This is a genomic window from Peribacillus sp. FW305-BF15 (assembly GCF_058783805.1).
On the sequence record NZ_JBYSYV010000022.1, the window covers coordinates 14632 to 29250 of the forward strand.

Below are 14619 nucleotides of genomic sequence, written 5' to 3' on the forward strand. Positions count from 1 at the left end.
AACCTTTTACAGATTCCCGGATCACTCTGCTTATTCTTTAATCAGCTTCAATGACGTTACTACTTCCACATGGCTCGTTTGCGGGAACATGTCCACGGGCTGCATGGCCTCCACTCGATATGATGAACCCAGTTCTTGTAAGTCCTTCGCCAATGTGGACGGGTTGCATGATACGTACACTATGGTTTTCGGTTTAACTTTCAAGATTGTCTGCAGTAAAGATTGGTCACAGCCGGATCTTGGCGGGTCGACGACCAGTACGTCCGGTTTCCAGCCTTCTTTGGTCCAGCGTGGAAGGATATTCTCGGCTTTGCCTGTTTCATAGTATACATTGTTGCGTTTATGTTTTTTGGCATTTTTCTTGGCGTCCTCAATGGATTCTTTGATGACGTCCATTCCTCTGACTTCCTTGGCGTTTTCAGATAGCCATAGCCCAATGGTTCCAACACCGCAATAAGCGTCAACCACTTTTTCCGTGCCGGTTAAGGCTGCTGCTTTTTTCACTTCATCATATAAGCGAACAGTTTGAACCGGGTTAAGCTGGAAGAATGTACGTGCCGATAGTTCGTATGATAGGTCACCCAATGTTTCGTTGATGACTTTTTCGCCTGCCAGGTGAATCGTTTTTTCGCCAAAGATCAGTGATGTGTCCCGGTTGTTGATGTTTTGTACGACCGATTTCACTTCTGGCAATTGGTCACGAATTTGTTTTAGCAACTGATCTTTTTGTGGAATTTCCTCCGCTCCCGTAACAAGGACAACCTGGACTTCACCTGTTTCAAATCCTACCCGTGTAATGACAGTACGGATGACACCTTTTCTTTTTCTTTCGTTATAAATCGAGATGTTCAGGTTCTTCAGTATCTTTTTCACTGTACGTGTTACCTTATTCGTTGCCTTATGCTGTACAAGGCAATTCGGGATATCGATCAGTGTATGGGAATTCATGCCATAAAGGCCTGCAATCAACTTGCCATCTTTTTGGCCGACTTGGTACTGACTTTTATTGCGATAATTCCAAGGATCTTCCATGCCGATCGTTTCTTTTATATTTAATGAAGAAACTGGGAATTTTGAATGACGTTCCATCGCTTGAATGACGATATCGCGTTTTTCTAAAAGCTGCTGGTCATAGCTCAAATGCTGCAACTGACAACCGCCGCATTCAGCGTAAACCGGACATGGCGCAGCAATGCGATGCGGTGATTCTTTACGGATGGTTTTTATTTTCGCCTCGGTGAAGTTTGGCTGAACCTTTGTAACCAAAGCTACAATTTCCTCACCAGGTAATGCTCCTGGGACGAAGACGACTTTCTTTTTGAAATAACCGACTCCCTCTCCGTTAATTCCCAGCCGTTTAATCGTAAGGGGAAGGGTTTGATTCACTTCTAGTTTTGTATCTTGAATGTTTGTCATTTCTTTTCACTCCGTTTTTCAATGCTTCTCCACAAATAGAGGGAAGCGTAGCTTAGATATGGAGCCCATTTCACACTATAGGACTCCATTTCTTCTTGGGTTGGCTTTTGCGGTAAGCCATATAATATTTTCAAGGCATTTTGAATGCCAATGTCGGCTTTAGGAAATAGGTTCGGCCGGCCAAGTCCAAAAAGCAGGAAGTTTTCAGCCGTCCATCTACCGATACCGCGTATTTTTATTAGTGTATCCATAACCTCTTGATCGGATAGCTTTTCCATTATATCAAGGTTGAGATGGCCCTGAATGATCTGCTCGGAAAGTCCGATGACGTATTCCGCTTTCCGGCCACTGAATTGAATGGCTCTTAATTGCTCGATTTGTAGTTGGGCGGTTGTTTCCGGTGTCGGATAAAACCAGGCGCCTTCCATCTGGAAGCCGAAGGTTTTAACGAATCGTTCCGTGAGCGTATGGGCAAAAGATAAGTTCAATTGCTGATGTATGATGCATTTCACGAGGCAACTGTAGTAATCGAAGTCCAAGACGATGGCAGTACCGCGGTGCTCTTCGAAGATTTCCCGCAAATCGGATTCCCGAAAGTGCCGGGAAACGCCTTCCAATGGCTCATGCCAATGAAAAACCTTTTTTAACCGTTCGATTGCTTTTGACTTGTACACCTCTGATTGACCTTTGATAATAAAAGATGGTTCATCGATATTTCCTATTGCCTGAACCTGCAAAACGATCGGTTCTTTTTCTATATATAGCGGAACTTTTACCGTCCTGTTAGTAAAATCAACTACCTGAAGTGGGTCTAACGATAATCGTTCGAGAACAAGATCGAAATTATAGGGTCCTTGAACCTGTAATTTTTCTGTCCACACAAGCGATCCATCCTTTAGCAGTTTTCCACGTATTATAGCATGTTTCCTGAAATATTACTTGAAATTGAGAAGAATGGATAAAAGCGGGACCTGAAATATTACGACAGGACCCGCTTCTCATTTTAATAAAGCATTCGGTTCGGCAACTGTTTCTCAATCATTAATTCATCAAGGCTACCAAAGGTGTACCCCTGTTTTTCAAGATCCGTCAGAATTGAGTCCAATGCTTCCGCATTATCCTTCGATACGGTATGCAATAATAAAATCGCGCCGGGATGAATCTGCTTAAGCACTTCATCATGTGCAAAAGCAGCACCCTTTTGTTGATCTACAATCCAGTCCCTATATGCCAGGGACCAGAAGATGTGGTAATACCCTTCTTTTTTTGCGACCCTCATTGTTCTCTCATTAAATACGCCACGAGGCGGCCTTAAATAGTTCATTCCCTTTTGCCCCGTTAATTTTTCCGTTGCTTCTTTTACCCGATCAAGTTCGGTGCGGATCACATCGTCCGTCACGCTGGTCATATCCGGATGGTTCCATGAATGGTTTCCTACGATATGCCCCTCATTGGCCATACGGACAACAAGCTCAGGTGCTGTTTTTAAGTAATGACCCGTGACAAAAAAAGCTCCAGGAGCACCATGTTTCTTCAGAACATCTAAAATCTGGGCCGTATAGCCATTTTCATAACCGTTATCAAAGGTTAAATAAACGACTTTTTTCTTTGTATCCCCCTTATAAATCGCTTCATATTCAGGCAGCATTTCATTGAATTTTTTTCCGGCATCGGCAGGTGTACCATTTTTCCCTTTATTGAATCCCCAATTATAGGATTCTGCAAAAGCTGGACTGGCCAAAAAGCATATCAAGCATATAAAAGCGGATAAAATCACCATTTTTTTCATTGGAACATCCCCCAAGTCTTTTTTCTTATTGTTTGGAACATGGAGATTTATATGCATGATATTGTGAAGGTCGAATTCCTTCCGCAAAACAAAAAAGGCCCTTCCTCCGAAAAGGATAGGCCTCCATGTTCTGTTTATCCTTTAAATAACGCTTGTGCCGCCTTCCAAATAATGGAGATAGCGAAAATGAGAACGATTACAATTCCGACTACGTCAAGGAATGTTTCAAGACCGGAGAAAATCGTGTTTGCCACAGGAAGTTGGATGAAAGCAAAACCAGTTAACATGGCGAAAAAGAATAAGATGTAGTTATTCTGCATGAAAATCCCTCCTTTCTCTTCTAATGTATGTGCGACCATTCCAAAAGATTGTACTTTTCTGAGGTAATTTTCGCCTTTTTTTTCATATACATGTACCAAGGGGGGAATGTAATGCTGGAATGGGTTATCACTCTTGGCTTTGTTGGTTGTCTTGGTTTAAGTGGTGGAGTGTTTGTTCATTTTGTGAAAAGCGGATTGAATTTGGAGGATTCATCAAGGATCGATCCACTGCCGGAAATCAAAGAGTAAGATATGCAAAAGACGCTCAACCTTTTGGTGAGCGTCTTTTGCCAAACATTTATTTAAATACCGGTTCTTTGAATTGTGCCAATTTTTCCAATGAAGATTGCTGAACGTCTTTATGCAGGCTGTTTCCATGTGAATCCATGGTAACTACTGCAGTGAATCCTTCAACATTCAGATGCCACATTGCTTCTGGAATACCAAATTCAGTGAAGTTCACACCCTCGACGGATTTGATACAGTCTGCATAATATTGAGCAGCCCCGCCGATTGCATTTAGATAAACGCCGCCGTGTTCACTTAATGCTTCTAGTGTTTTTGGTCCCATTCCGCCTTTACCGATAACTGCACGGATGCCGAATCGCTTCATGATATCGCCTTGGTATGGTTCTTCACGAATACTTGTTGTTGGTCCGGCGGCCTTCACATGCCATTTGCCCTCTTCATCCTTCAGCATAACTGGTCCACAGTGATAGATGATTTGTCCATCCAGGTCGATTGGTGCAGGATTTTCAGATAAGTGCTTGTGGATAGCGTCACGGCCTGTATACATTCTGCCGTTAATATGAACTACGTCACCCACTTTTAATTCACGGATTTGTTCTTCCGTGATTGGTGCTTGCAGGGTGATTTCACGGGAAGCTTCAACGTCCGATTCTGCAGCGGCTGCCACTTCATCCTTCGCTGCTTTTTCTGCTTCCAGAGCAAAGTCGATTTTCTCGCCTTCTTGATACAACCACTCATTGATTTCGCCTGTTTCAGGATTGACTTTCACTCCTAAACGGCGGAACGCCCAGCAGTTGTAAGCAACGGATACGAAAAAGCTTGCCGGAATACGGTGCATGACACCGATTTTACATCCAAGCAGTGTAGTTTCGCCGCCAAAGCCCATCGTGCCGATGCCCAATTCATTAGCAGTCTTCATGATGTAATCTTCAAGTTGACGAAGATCTTCATTCGGATTCACATCTTCGTTACTGCGGAAAAGTTGAGCCTTAGCCAGATCATATCCGGATGAACGGTCCCCTCCGATACCCACGCCGATGAAGCCGGCACTGCAGCCTTGTCCTTGTGCTTGGTAGACAGAGTGAAGGATACATTTACGGATTCCGTCCAAATCACGGCCCGCTTTTCCCAATCCTTCAAGTTCCATAGGCAGACTGTATTGGATGTTTTTATTTTCACAGCCGCCGCCTTTTAAGATGAGACGAACATCAATATAGTCTTTTTCCCATTGATCGAATTTAATGACAGGAAGACCTTCCCCAAGGTTATCCCCGCTATTTTCACCCGATAAAGAATCAACTGCGTTTGGACGAAGTTTTCCGCCTTTTGTCGCTAAAATGATTGCATTTCGAATTGCTTTTTTTATTTCAAGTTGGTTCACGCCAACTGGAGTTTTTATTTTGAAAGTCGGCAGACCAGTATCCTGGCAAATCGGTGATACATTGTCGTCAGCCATTGTAATATTATTCGTGATGGTGGTCAGGCTCAATGCAGAACGAGTACCTGCATTTTCACGTTGTTTTGCACTTTTGACCGCACGACGAACATCCTTTGGAAGATTCGTTGAAGTTTCAACGATAAGACTGTACATACTTTCTTGGAATTTTTGAATATCCAAATTTCTCTTCCCCCTCTTATTTCCCCTAGATTAGATTTAATCATTTCCCTGCTTCTCTATAAATAGTGAATGATTCACACCCGTTTTATTATACATCTAACATAATCTTTCGAAAACAAGTAATTATTTTTCTTAATGAACAGCAATTTAGAGAGAAATGAGTAAAGCGCCAGAAATAGCCCATATGTTAAATTTCATCACCAAACATTTCCATCAAAAAAGGACGACGAAGTTTCTCGTCATCCCTTCATGAATATTAACATTGAAAAAATCATACTATCGAAACAGATATTAGTCTTCGCGGGTTTTGAATTGTTCCACTTTGCCTTCCAAATCATCTATCATGCCGATTAAACGGTCTATATCTTCCAACTCCGTATTTTCCGGTTCAATATGATCAAGAACTTCCATGAACATCGTGAGGCGTTCTTTTAAGTATGTTAATTGTTCGTTTTTACCTGTAATGGATTTTCCCATGAGGCACTCTCCTTCCGTTCTTCTTTCATCGTAACGAAATCTGCTTGAAAGTGCAATGGCAAGCTATAAATGCAGCTCTCCGCCATTTGACAATTTTTGTCCCCATTGTTCATAATGGGTTAGTGCATTATTACGTAAGGAGTTTTAAATATGTCAATAATCAAGCAAGATCTTTTAACACCAATTACACCCAAGTATGATCCTTGGGAAGCATATATGGACGTTGAACAATATGGAAAACTCAGCCTTACCAATGTAGAGTTCACCACCACCACCCTTTGCAATATGCGTTGTGAGCATTGTGCCGTCGGTTACACACTCCAGCCCAAGGACCCGGATGCACTGCCTCTGGAATTACTGATCCAGCGCCTTGATGAGATCCCTTTGCTTCGCTCGCTCAGCATTACTGGCGGGGAACCGATGCTTTCAAGAAAACAAGTGAAGAATTATGTTTTGCCTCTATTGAAATATGCCCGTAGTCGCGGGGTCCGGACACAAATCAATTCCAATTTGACCCTTGACTTGGAACGGTATGAGGAAATCATTCCTTATTTGGATGTTCTCCACATTTCCCATAATTGGGGAACGATCGATGAATTCATTGATATCGGCTTTGCCATGATGGACCGAAAACCATCCCGGGAACAGCGAAAGAAATTATTTGATAAAATGATCGAAAATTCCCGTGCCCTGACAAAGGCTGGTGTACTGGTATCTGCGGAAACGATGCTTAATAAACGTACATTGCCTCATCTTGAGCATATACACAGGCAGATCGTCGATGAAATGGGATGTCAAAGGCATGAAATTCATCCGATGTATCCAAGCGATTTCGCTTCGGCACTTGAAACTTTATCACTGGACAAAATGCGTGAAGCGATTCATCATTTGCTTGATATCCGAGATGAAAATGTTTGGATGCTTTTCGGTACCCTGCCATTTTATCCTTGCAATAACAGTATAGAGGATATTAAGCTGCTTCAACGCCTTTATGGTTCACATAAAGTGACCGTAAGAAATGATCCTGATGGACGATCACGGTTGAACATCAATATTTTCACCGGGGAAGTGATCGTGACCGATTTTGGGGACGCGCCTACATTAGGGAATATCAAAGATCAGCCCTTGACCGAATCCTATGAAACATGGATGAATTCGAAACTGGCCAATGAATTGAATTGCCACTGCCCGGCAGTCAAATGTCTAGGCCCGAATGTACTCGTCAAAAATGCATACTACCCGAAAGAGGACTTCAGGATCAGAAAGTCAACCATATGAAGAAAAACTCGCCAATCCGGCGAGTTTTTCAATTTACCTGGGTTGCTGTGAGACTGTAAAACTGAAGGAAACATGGTCCTGAACCGGTATCCATGCACCGATGCCTTGGGAAGTGATGTTCTTTATCGTAATGGTTCTTTTATTTCCTTTTAGGTTCAAATACACTTCCCCATATGTGACCTTGCCTTTTTCATTTACGGCGGAAGCAAAACTGGATAAGTAACCAATCCTATTTGACGCAACATTGTATACTTGATCTTTTTTCGTACCAGCTCCAATGATCGTTTCAAAAGCCAAAGGCAAATTCGTTTTCTCGGTGGCTTTTAACAGCATCATCTTTTGAACATCCTCAGCCTTAGGAATTTTCGCCGTCAGACCGCCACTCACTGCCTTCTGACTTTCCTGGACATAACGGATCTTATATGGAACTTCACCGCCGCGATTATCATAGTAATTCGTATTGATTTTTTGGTATTCCCAGTTTGGCGCCGTTTCCGAAGACTCATAATTCAAGGCCCAATGACCAAGGTAAATGGTCGCCCTGTATCCAAAAGCAAGCGGGGCCTTTGCAATTGCGGATTCATTCAACATTTGGATGAGTTCTGGATTTTCAATCTTGATATCCGACGATTCGATCAATTGTTCGGCAAGATTACTTGGCTGCAGCATCGGAAGATCCTGGGTCGGGTTCGGATACGTATTCTCCTTTGCAATATTCAATACGGAAGGAGGAATATTCACCTTATTCGGATTTGCTTTGACTTCTGGTATATCTGCTGCAAAACTTACATTCGCCTGTATGAAGGCAATTAGGGCAATCATCGTAATAAGAATAGTTCTTCTCATGCTGTCGCACTCCTTTTGAGGGGTTCAATCATTTGTTTATAGATTTTGTTTTTAGCCAACATTCTATACATTTCATTCAGATTTCAACTTTGTAATGAATTTGTAAAGTTCAGAATATTTACTTTTCTCTCCAAATCGGTTATACTTAATTTACATTATAAAAAGGAGGCGAAATCGTTCATACCTATTAAACCTTCAGGAGGTATGCTTATCGAACAATCCATGACACCCTTTTAAAGGATGACAGAAAACGAATTCGCCAATACTTAAATCTGATGTAAAAGGATGGTGTGACACTCTAGAATATTTTCTCAACTTTTACAAAAGCATGATGAAAAATTTTGGAATAACTTATGAATGGTAATTTACTAATATAGAAATGACTCTGCTAAATCTAACCTGAGCAGAGTCATTTTTATTTTATTAAAAGAAAGACCTTCCACATCGGAAGGCCTGCATTCTTATAATAAATAAAATCCAATTCCCATAATGAAGTAAGCGGCCAATAAGGTAAGGCCTTCAAACCAGTTCGTTTCCCCGTCATTGGAAATCATGATCATCAAGAAGACTGCTGTAACCATGGAAATCAGTTCTGGCAGTGTGAAGACGAGCGGCATATGCGTTGGATACATTAACGAAATAAGTACGAGTACAGGAGCTACGAACATCGCTACTTGAAGCGTGGAACCGACGGCTATCTCCACTGCGACATCCATTTTGTTTTTATAGGCCATCATAACGGCGGACGCATGCTCTGCCGCGTTACCTACGATTGCAACGATAATGACACCGATGAATAACTCCGACCATCCGAAGGTTTCCCCCACTTCGCTGAACGTATGGACGAGTTTTTCCGATACGTACGCAACGGCCAATGTAGCGGCAGCAAGTATTATAATTGCCTTTTTCCTGCTCCACTCTGGTACCTCCTTTTCATGTTCCTCGGGTTTCTCCGTATGCTGATATACCCCTCGGTGAGTAACCAACTTAAAGAATAATGCAGCAAGGTATAATAAGATCAATATAATGGAAATTCCTACACTTAACGACATCGTGCTTGATTCACTCATGTCTTGTGTGAATACTTCCGGTATGACAAAGGCTACAATAACCGCAAAAATCAATAGACCGGCATTATGCCTCGCATCGAATACATTAAACTTCTGCCGTTTGTATTTAGTCCCTCCGACAAAGAATGAAAGACCTGCCACCAACAATAAGTTCCCTAATACCGAACCAGTCAAAGAAGCCAACACGACCCCAACAAGCCCCGCCTTTAATGAAAAGATGGATATGATCAATTCCACCGCATTCCCAAAGGTTGCATTCAAAAGACCGCCAATCCTTGGTCCCATGACGATCGCTAAGCTTTCAGTCGCCCGGCCCATGAAGCCTGCAAGCGCGACGATTGTTAAGCAATATACGATGAACATGATCACACTCGGCCAATGCAATAATGACCCGATGACTGATATAGGGACGCCCAGCAGGACAAGTCCCAAAAATATTTTATTCACGATACTTCTCCTCACAATCTATAGTTCTTTTTATGTAACAAAAACTATCATACAAAATCTTCGGGCGATGACAAAGGAAAATTTTATCATCTTCTCTCTTCTTGTCAATATTTACCCAAATTTCTATTGCTTAATCCTCTTCCTAAGATGTAACATCAAGAAGGTATACATTTCTTAGGAGACATGATTTTATGAATAACAAATTGCTTTTTAGCGTTTTAATCTTAATTGTCGGCATATCGGGGTTTTCTCAAGGGATGCTTCTGCCAATCATTGCCATCATTTTTGAAAATGACGGAATTAGCTCATCACTGAACGGGTTTCATGCAGCCTCGCTTTATATTGGAATTCTGTTGATTTCCCCTTTTATGGAAGCACCGCTCCGCAAATACGGCTATAAGCCATTGATCATATTTGGCGGGATAACGGTCATTCTATCGCTTGCCTTATTTCCTGTTTGGAAATCATTCTGGTTTTGGTTTGTCCTTCGTTTCTTCATTGGTATCGGGGATCATACACTTCACTTTGCTACCCAGACATGGATCACTGCCATTTCACCAATAAAGAAGCGCGGAAGGAATCTTGCCATTTATGGACTTTTCTTCAGTCTTGGCTTCATGGTAGGCCCGCTGATGGCGAAGCTTCTCGAGATTAATCAGTCTTTGCCTTTCATCATCACATCCATACTTAGCCTTCTCGCCTGGTCTGCTGTTTTCCTTATTAGAAATGAACTTCCTGAACAGGATGATTCTGAAAGCACATCATTCCTGGGCACACTCCAAAGGTTTACGAAAGTAAGCCGCATAGCTTGGGTCGCATTTTTACTTCCGTTCACATTTGGCGTGCTTGAGGCATCATTGAATAGCAATTTCCCTGTATTCGCCCTGCGCTCCGGAATCGATTTAACGGCAGTTTCCATCATCATTCCGGCATTTTCCGCAGGGACCCTGCTTACCCAGATTCCCTTAGGGATGATCAGTGACCGTTTTGGCCGGCGAAAGACCTTGCTGACGATCCTTTTTTCAGGGTTTGCGATATTCACGCTTGCAGGGATTTATTCCGATTCAGTGCTTGGTCTATTCATCTGCTTTATGTTTGGCGGAATGATGGTTGGTTCGACTTTCTCGCTGGGAATCAGTTATATGGCAGATCTTTTGCCTCGAAACCTATTACCTGCAGGAAATTTATTATGCAGTATTTTCTTTAGTCTCGGCAGCATCGGCGGTCCATTTTTTGGCGGCCTGGTCATTGAACATATCAAAGGCGGGAATTTTTTCTACATGATCAGCATCATGCTTATCCTTGTCTTCATTTCATTGGCAATGTTTAAGGAGAAAATGCCTGCTTCAGTTATGTAATATAGTTTATTATCTGGACTACTTCTTTTATTATTCAATTTGAACGGATTTATCAAAAGTGCCTGTATATTGGAGATTCGATACTTTATATTTTTTACTAGATTAGAATCATTCTTCTTTATTTCTGAATAGGATATGTGGTAATATAATATTAACAAAAGGGACATCACCTTAATAAACCTTTGAAAACATTGCTGTCATCGCAATTACGGTGGCAGCTTTCATATTTTATCCAGAGAAATGACGTTGATTATCTTTCTCAATTAGATATAAAGTAAATGATAATCTATATCATTTACACAAAATAGAGAAGAATGTGGGAGGGAATCTTATGACTACAGATACTAAACATTTAACCCAATTGGCTACATGCAAAACCACTTGGTTGGAAAAAGCAAAACCTCATTTAGAACTTATTGCTGCATTATTCAGCGGTTTATTAATAGTTTTGGGCTGGGCCCTTTCAAAGAACGGAATGGAGTCCGCTTCCATCGTCATTTACTTAGCCTCTTTCTTGATTGGCGGATATGCCAAGGCAAAAGAAGGCATAGAAGATACGATTGCCGACCGGGAGTTGAATGTTGAGATGCTGATGATTTTTGCGGCCATCGGTTCTGCGGTCATCGGATATTGGACGGAAGGTGCCATATTGATTTTCATCTTCGCTTTAAGCGGCGCCCTTGAGACATACACGATGAATAAGAGCCATAAAGAAATTTCGGCACTTATGGACTTACAGCCTGAAGAAGCACTGCGCGTAACTAACGGATATGAGGAAACCGTGTCCGTTTCCCAACTGCATGTCGGGGATCTGATTTTAGTGAAACCAGGAGAAAGAGTTCCTTCAGATGGAAAAATCACGGACGGACGTACCAATATCGATGAAGCCGCCATTACAGGCGAATCCATACCAGTCAGTAAATCATTGGATGATGAAGTTTTCGCTGGAACGGTTAATCTCCGTGGTACGATTACCGTGGAAATCACCAAACCGGCAAGTGAAACTTTATTTCAAAAAATAATCACTCTCGTTCAATCCGCACAAAGTGAAAAGTCGCCTTCCCAGCTGTTCATTGAACGGTTTGAAGGAACTTATGTAAAAGTGGTATTGACGGTCGTCGGTTTGATGATGTTCGTACCCCATTTCCTATTGGAGTGGAGCTGGACCGAAACATTCTACAGAGCGATGATCCTGCTCGTTGTCGCTTCTCCTTGCGCCCTTGTGGCCTCTATTATGCCTGCTACACTTTCAGCCATTTCAAATGGTGCTCGTCATGGCATTTTGTTTAAAGGCGGCATCCATCTTGAGAATCTAGGTAACCTGCAGGCAATTGCTTTGGATAAAACCGGTACATTGACAAAAGGAAAACCAGAGGTAACGGATGTCATTATCCGCGAAGATTTAAACGAAGAAGATTTCTTATTTCACATTGCATCTGTTGAAAATTATTCGAACCACCCTTTGGCAACTTCGATCGTTCGTTATGCCAAAACGAAATTGCAAAGAGATATCATTAAACCAATTAACATGGAAGATATCTCAGGTAATGGGGTTCAAGCATACATCAATGGCGTGCTTTGGCAAGTCGGAAAAGCTGATTTCGTCGGTCGCAGTGAAGCAGAACGATTCCAAAATGGCATTTCGCTGACATTGGCTGAACAAGGTAAGACAATCGTGTATGCTAAAGATGATCACGGAATTGCCGGTATACTCACTTTGAAAGATGTCGTGCGTGATGAAACCGTAACAGCCATCGAGGCTTTGAGGAATGAGGGCATCCATACCGTCATGCTGACAGGCGATGGTGAAAAAACGGCTAAAGCGATTGCCTTGGAGAGCCATATTGATGCATATATTGCCGAATGCCTGCCAGAAACGAAAGTGACTGAAGTGAAAAAGCTTAAAGAACATTTTGGCACTGTAGCGATGGTTGGGGATGGCATCAATGATGCACCTGCTCTGGCAACAGCATCTGTTGGAATTGCAATGGGTGAAGGAACGGATGTTGCCTTGGAAACAGCGGATGTCGTTCTGATGAAGAATGACCTGCCGCGCATCGCGGAAGCAGTCAAATTATCCAAGAAGATGAATCGGATCATCAAACAAAACGTCATCTTTTCCATTTCGGTCATCATGATCCTGATAGCATCCAATTTCCTTCAATTCCTGGACCTCCCATATGGCGTCATTGGCCATGAAGGAAGCACAATCCTCGTTATACTGAATAGCTTAAGACTTTTGAGAAACTAAACCATGAAAAAGGAGCCATCCAAGGCTCCCTTTTTTATGTTCATTTAATGATATCCGTTCTTACCGTTTGCAGAACCTGATGTTTTATGGTTCGATCCTTTATTTTTTCCTTTTTGTTTTGTGCCGCCATCCTTTTTACTCATGAAAGAACTCCTCCTCTTTAAAAGTTGTCATTTCTTGAATAGTATCCGCAGCATGATAATCCGCTATTACGGAAACTCCAGGAAGCTCATGCACATTCTGGCTTTTTCCTTTCACTAATGAGCGCATTTATTTCCCCGCCCAGTATGATGATAAGGCCCGATAAATAAAACCAGACCATTAATACAATTATCCCTCCAAGACTTCCATATGTTGCGGAATAATTAGCGAAGTTCTCCACATAAAATGAAAACAAAAAAGAAGCCAGGCTCCATCCTGCCGTTGCAAAGATTGCACCAGGCAGTACGGTTATGCACTTTAGCTTAATGTTGGGCGCAATCCAATAAAGGATGGTGAACACAATTAAAAATACAAGCGTACTGACCACCCAGCGAAGTTGGTTCCAAATCGTAAGAAACTCATCGGATTGTCCAATTTCGGCAAATAGGAACACTCCGATCTGTTTTCCGAATACCGGCAGCAATAAAACGACAATAAAAACAAAAATCATCGCTAAAGTGAGAAGAATCGACATTCCCCGGGAAATAAAGAAAGTTCGACTTTCTTTTACACCATATGCATGGTTAAATGCTTTAATGATTGCATTCATCCCATTCGATGCCGACCATATCGTTCCTATGACACCAAACGACAATAAAGTCCCATTCGCTTCCAACACTTCCGATAGGTTAGCTTCAATAATTTTCATCGAATCGTCAGGTGCATATGTACGGACGGTATTTAATATATCTTCTTGTGAAAATGGCAGATAGGCCAATAAAGTGAATAAAAAAATAAGCAACGGAAACAGGGAAAGTAAGAAGAAATAAGACAGCTGTGCGGCAAGCCCCGACACATCATCGACCTGTAACCGTTTTACCAAAGTCTTGAAGAATGAGCCTTTCAGCCATTCTTTTTTATTGGCCATACCCCCACCCCATTTTCTAATTTAAGGAAATTCGTTCGTGGTTTCTAGAAGACGGCTCTTCTTCTTCTGCAGTAAAAACTTCCTTCGTCTCCATCACCACTTGGGCAACTTGTGATGGAATATCTTTCATTTCCTCAACCTTTTGGGAAATGAAGGATACATCTTCGGAAATTTTTTCAACAGTGGAACGGACCTTGGATGATGTTTCACGTACTTGTGTAAGCACCCCATTGGGATTCTTCACGAATTCCTTCATATTACTCATGCAGCTTTTGCTGTTTTCCAATACAGAATAACGCGTTTGCTTGTCAAAAAGGCTTATTGCCGCCCCAGCTAACGCCCCAATAAAGACCGCTTGCATAAACTTACTTTTCTTGGCACACTTATATTCTTCTCGAATGTTGCTCATATATTCTCCTCCTCGTCATATA

Annotated in this window: 14 protein-coding genes; 4 read left to right on the plus strand and 10 right to left on the minus strand. The window is 42.0% G+C overall.

Annotated elements, in window-relative coordinates:
- Positions 1 to 30: 30 nt before the first annotated feature.
- The 4 genes from rlmD to AC3WLU_RS20425 all read right to left on the minus strand — a co-directional run bounded on the left by rlmD (position 31) and on the right by AC3WLU_RS20425 (position 3525).
- On the minus strand, positions 31 to 1416 hold the full coding sequence (gene rlmD / locus AC3WLU_RS20410) for a 23S rRNA (uracil(1939)-C(5))-methyltransferase RlmD (protein WP_492597810.1): 1386 nt from the start codon (positions 1414 to 1416) through the stop codon (positions 31 to 33).
- Positions 1413 to 2297, minus strand: coding sequence for a DNA-3-methyladenine glycosylase family protein (locus AC3WLU_RS20415; protein ID WP_106027551.1), 885 nt, complete (start codon positions 2295 to 2297; stop codon positions 1413 to 1415). Before AC3WLU_RS20415 ends, rlmD begins: the two co-directional genes overlap by 4 nt.
- Before the next feature lie 122 nt (positions 2298 to 2419).
- Positions 2420 to 3205 (minus strand): delta-lactam-biosynthetic de-N-acetylase, encoded by a 786-nt coding sequence (gene pdaA / locus AC3WLU_RS20420; RefSeq protein ID WP_492597811.1) that lies wholly within the window; start codon positions 3203 to 3205, stop codon positions 2420 to 2422.
- Positions 3206 to 3339: 134 nt separating this feature from the next.
- A complete protein-coding gene (locus AC3WLU_RS20425; RefSeq protein WP_492597812.1) occupies positions 3340 to 3525 on the minus strand; it encodes a hypothetical protein in 186 nt (61 codons plus the stop codon).
- Positions 3526 to 3636: 111 nt separating this feature from the next.
- Here AC3WLU_RS20425 and AC3WLU_RS20430 point away from each other — a divergent pair, with 111 nt between their 5' ends.
- Positions 3637 to 3774 carry a hypothetical protein gene (locus AC3WLU_RS20430; protein WP_164468808.1) on the plus strand — a complete coding sequence of 46 codons (138 nt, stop codon included), beginning with the start codon at positions 3637 to 3639 and terminating at the stop codon, positions 3772 to 3774.
- Positions 3775 to 3823: 49 nt separating this feature from the next.
- On the opposite strand, the gene AC3WLU_RS20435 is transcribed toward AC3WLU_RS20430, so the two are convergent.
- Positions 3824 to 5392 (minus strand): fumarate hydratase, encoded by a 1569-nt coding sequence (locus AC3WLU_RS20435; protein WP_034305659.1) that lies wholly within the window; start codon positions 5390 to 5392, stop codon positions 3824 to 3826.
- A 291-nt stretch (positions 5393 to 5683) separates the two neighbouring features.
- Positions 5684 to 5869, minus strand: coding sequence for an SE1561 family protein (locus AC3WLU_RS20440; RefSeq protein ID WP_034305661.1), 186 nt, complete (start codon positions 5867 to 5869; stop codon positions 5684 to 5686).
- A gap of 150 nt (positions 5870 to 6019) precedes the next feature.
- Between AC3WLU_RS20440 and yfkAB the strand changes: the two genes are divergently transcribed.
- Positions 6020 to 7147, plus strand: coding sequence for a radical SAM/CxCxxxxC motif protein YfkAB (yfkAB, locus tag AC3WLU_RS20445; RefSeq protein WP_057278629.1), 1128 nt, complete (start codon positions 6020 to 6022; stop codon positions 7145 to 7147).
- A 33-nt stretch (positions 7148 to 7180) separates the two neighbouring features.
- Here yfkAB and AC3WLU_RS20450 read toward each other — a convergent pair whose 3' ends face one another.
- Together AC3WLU_RS20450 and cax are read right to left on the minus strand one after the other, a co-directional pair.
- Positions 7181 to 7993, minus strand: coding sequence for a YfkD famly protein (locus tag AC3WLU_RS20450; protein ID WP_034305665.1), 813 nt, complete (start codon positions 7991 to 7993; stop codon positions 7181 to 7183).
- Between the two features lie 461 nt (positions 7994 to 8454).
- The gene (cax, locus tag AC3WLU_RS20455; RefSeq protein ID WP_057278739.1) at positions 8455 to 9513 is read right to left on the minus strand and encodes a calcium/proton exchanger; all 1059 of its coding nucleotides are present in this window, start codon (positions 9511 to 9513) and stop codon (positions 8455 to 8457) included.
- Positions 9514 to 9701: 188 nt separating this feature from the next.
- On the opposite strand from cax, the gene AC3WLU_RS20460 reads away from it, so the two are divergent.
- Together AC3WLU_RS20460 and AC3WLU_RS20465 are read left to right on the plus strand one after the other, a co-directional pair.
- Positions 9702 to 10868: an MFS transporter gene (locus AC3WLU_RS20460; RefSeq protein ID WP_492597813.1), complete on the plus strand. Its 1167-nt coding sequence runs from the start codon at positions 9702 to 9704 to the stop codon at positions 10866 to 10868.
- Positions 10869 to 11199: 331 nt separating this feature from the next.
- Positions 11200 to 13119, plus strand: coding sequence for a heavy metal translocating P-type ATPase (locus AC3WLU_RS20465; RefSeq protein WP_492597814.1), 1920 nt, complete (start codon positions 11200 to 11202; stop codon positions 13117 to 13119).
- Positions 13120 to 13348: 229 nt separating this feature from the next.
- On the opposite strand, the gene AC3WLU_RS20470 is transcribed toward AC3WLU_RS20465, so the two are convergent.
- Both AC3WLU_RS20470 and AC3WLU_RS20475 read right to left on the minus strand, forming a co-directional pair.
- Positions 13349 to 14188 carry a YihY/virulence factor BrkB family protein gene (locus tag AC3WLU_RS20470; protein ID WP_063577426.1) on the minus strand — a complete coding sequence of 280 codons (840 nt, stop codon included), beginning with the start codon at positions 14186 to 14188 and terminating at the stop codon, positions 13349 to 13351.
- A 16-nt stretch (positions 14189 to 14204) separates the two neighbouring features.
- Positions 14205 to 14597 carry a hypothetical protein gene (locus AC3WLU_RS20475; protein ID WP_106027547.1) on the minus strand — a complete coding sequence of 131 codons (393 nt, stop codon included), beginning with the start codon at positions 14595 to 14597 and terminating at the stop codon, positions 14205 to 14207.
- Between the last annotated feature and the right edge of the window lie 22 nt (positions 14598 to 14619).

Coding starts and splice junctions, on each gene's coding strand:
- AC3WLU_RS20430 (WP_164468808.1), top strand. CDS start 3,637: ATGCTGGAATGGGTTATCACTCTTGGCTTTGTTGGTTGTCTTGGTTTA.
- AC3WLU_RS20475 (WP_106027547.1), bottom strand. CDS start 14,597: ATGAGCAACATTCGAGAAGAATATAAGTGTGCCAAGAAAAGTAAGTTT.
- AC3WLU_RS20425 (WP_492597812.1), bottom strand. CDS start 3,525: ATGCAGAATAACTACATCTTATTCTTTTTCGCCATGTTAACTGGTTTT.
- AC3WLU_RS20465 (WP_492597814.1), top strand. CDS start 11,200: ATGACTACAGATACTAAACATTTAACCCAATTGGCTACATGCAAAACC.
- AC3WLU_RS20470 (WP_063577426.1), bottom strand. CDS start 14,188: ATGGCCAATAAAAAAGAATGGCTGAAAGGCTCATTCTTCAAGACTTTG.
- AC3WLU_RS20460 (WP_492597813.1), top strand. CDS start 9,702: ATGAATAACAAATTGCTTTTTAGCGTTTTAATCTTAATTGTCGGCATA.
- yfkAB (WP_057278629.1), top strand. CDS start 6,020: ATGTCAATAATCAAGCAAGATCTTTTAACACCAATTACACCCAAGTAT.
- pdaA (WP_492597811.1), bottom strand. CDS start 3,205: ATGAAAAAAATGGTGATTTTATCCGCTTTTATATGCTTGATATGCTTT.
- rlmD (WP_492597810.1), bottom strand. CDS start 1,416: ATGACAAACATTCAAGATACAAAACTAGAAGTGAATCAAACCCTTCCC.
- AC3WLU_RS20450 (WP_034305665.1), bottom strand. CDS start 7,993: ATGAGAAGAACTATTCTTATTACGATGATTGCCCTAATTGCCTTCATA.
- AC3WLU_RS20440 (WP_034305661.1), bottom strand. CDS start 5,869: ATGGGAAAATCCATTACAGGTAAAAACGAACAATTAACATACTTAAAA.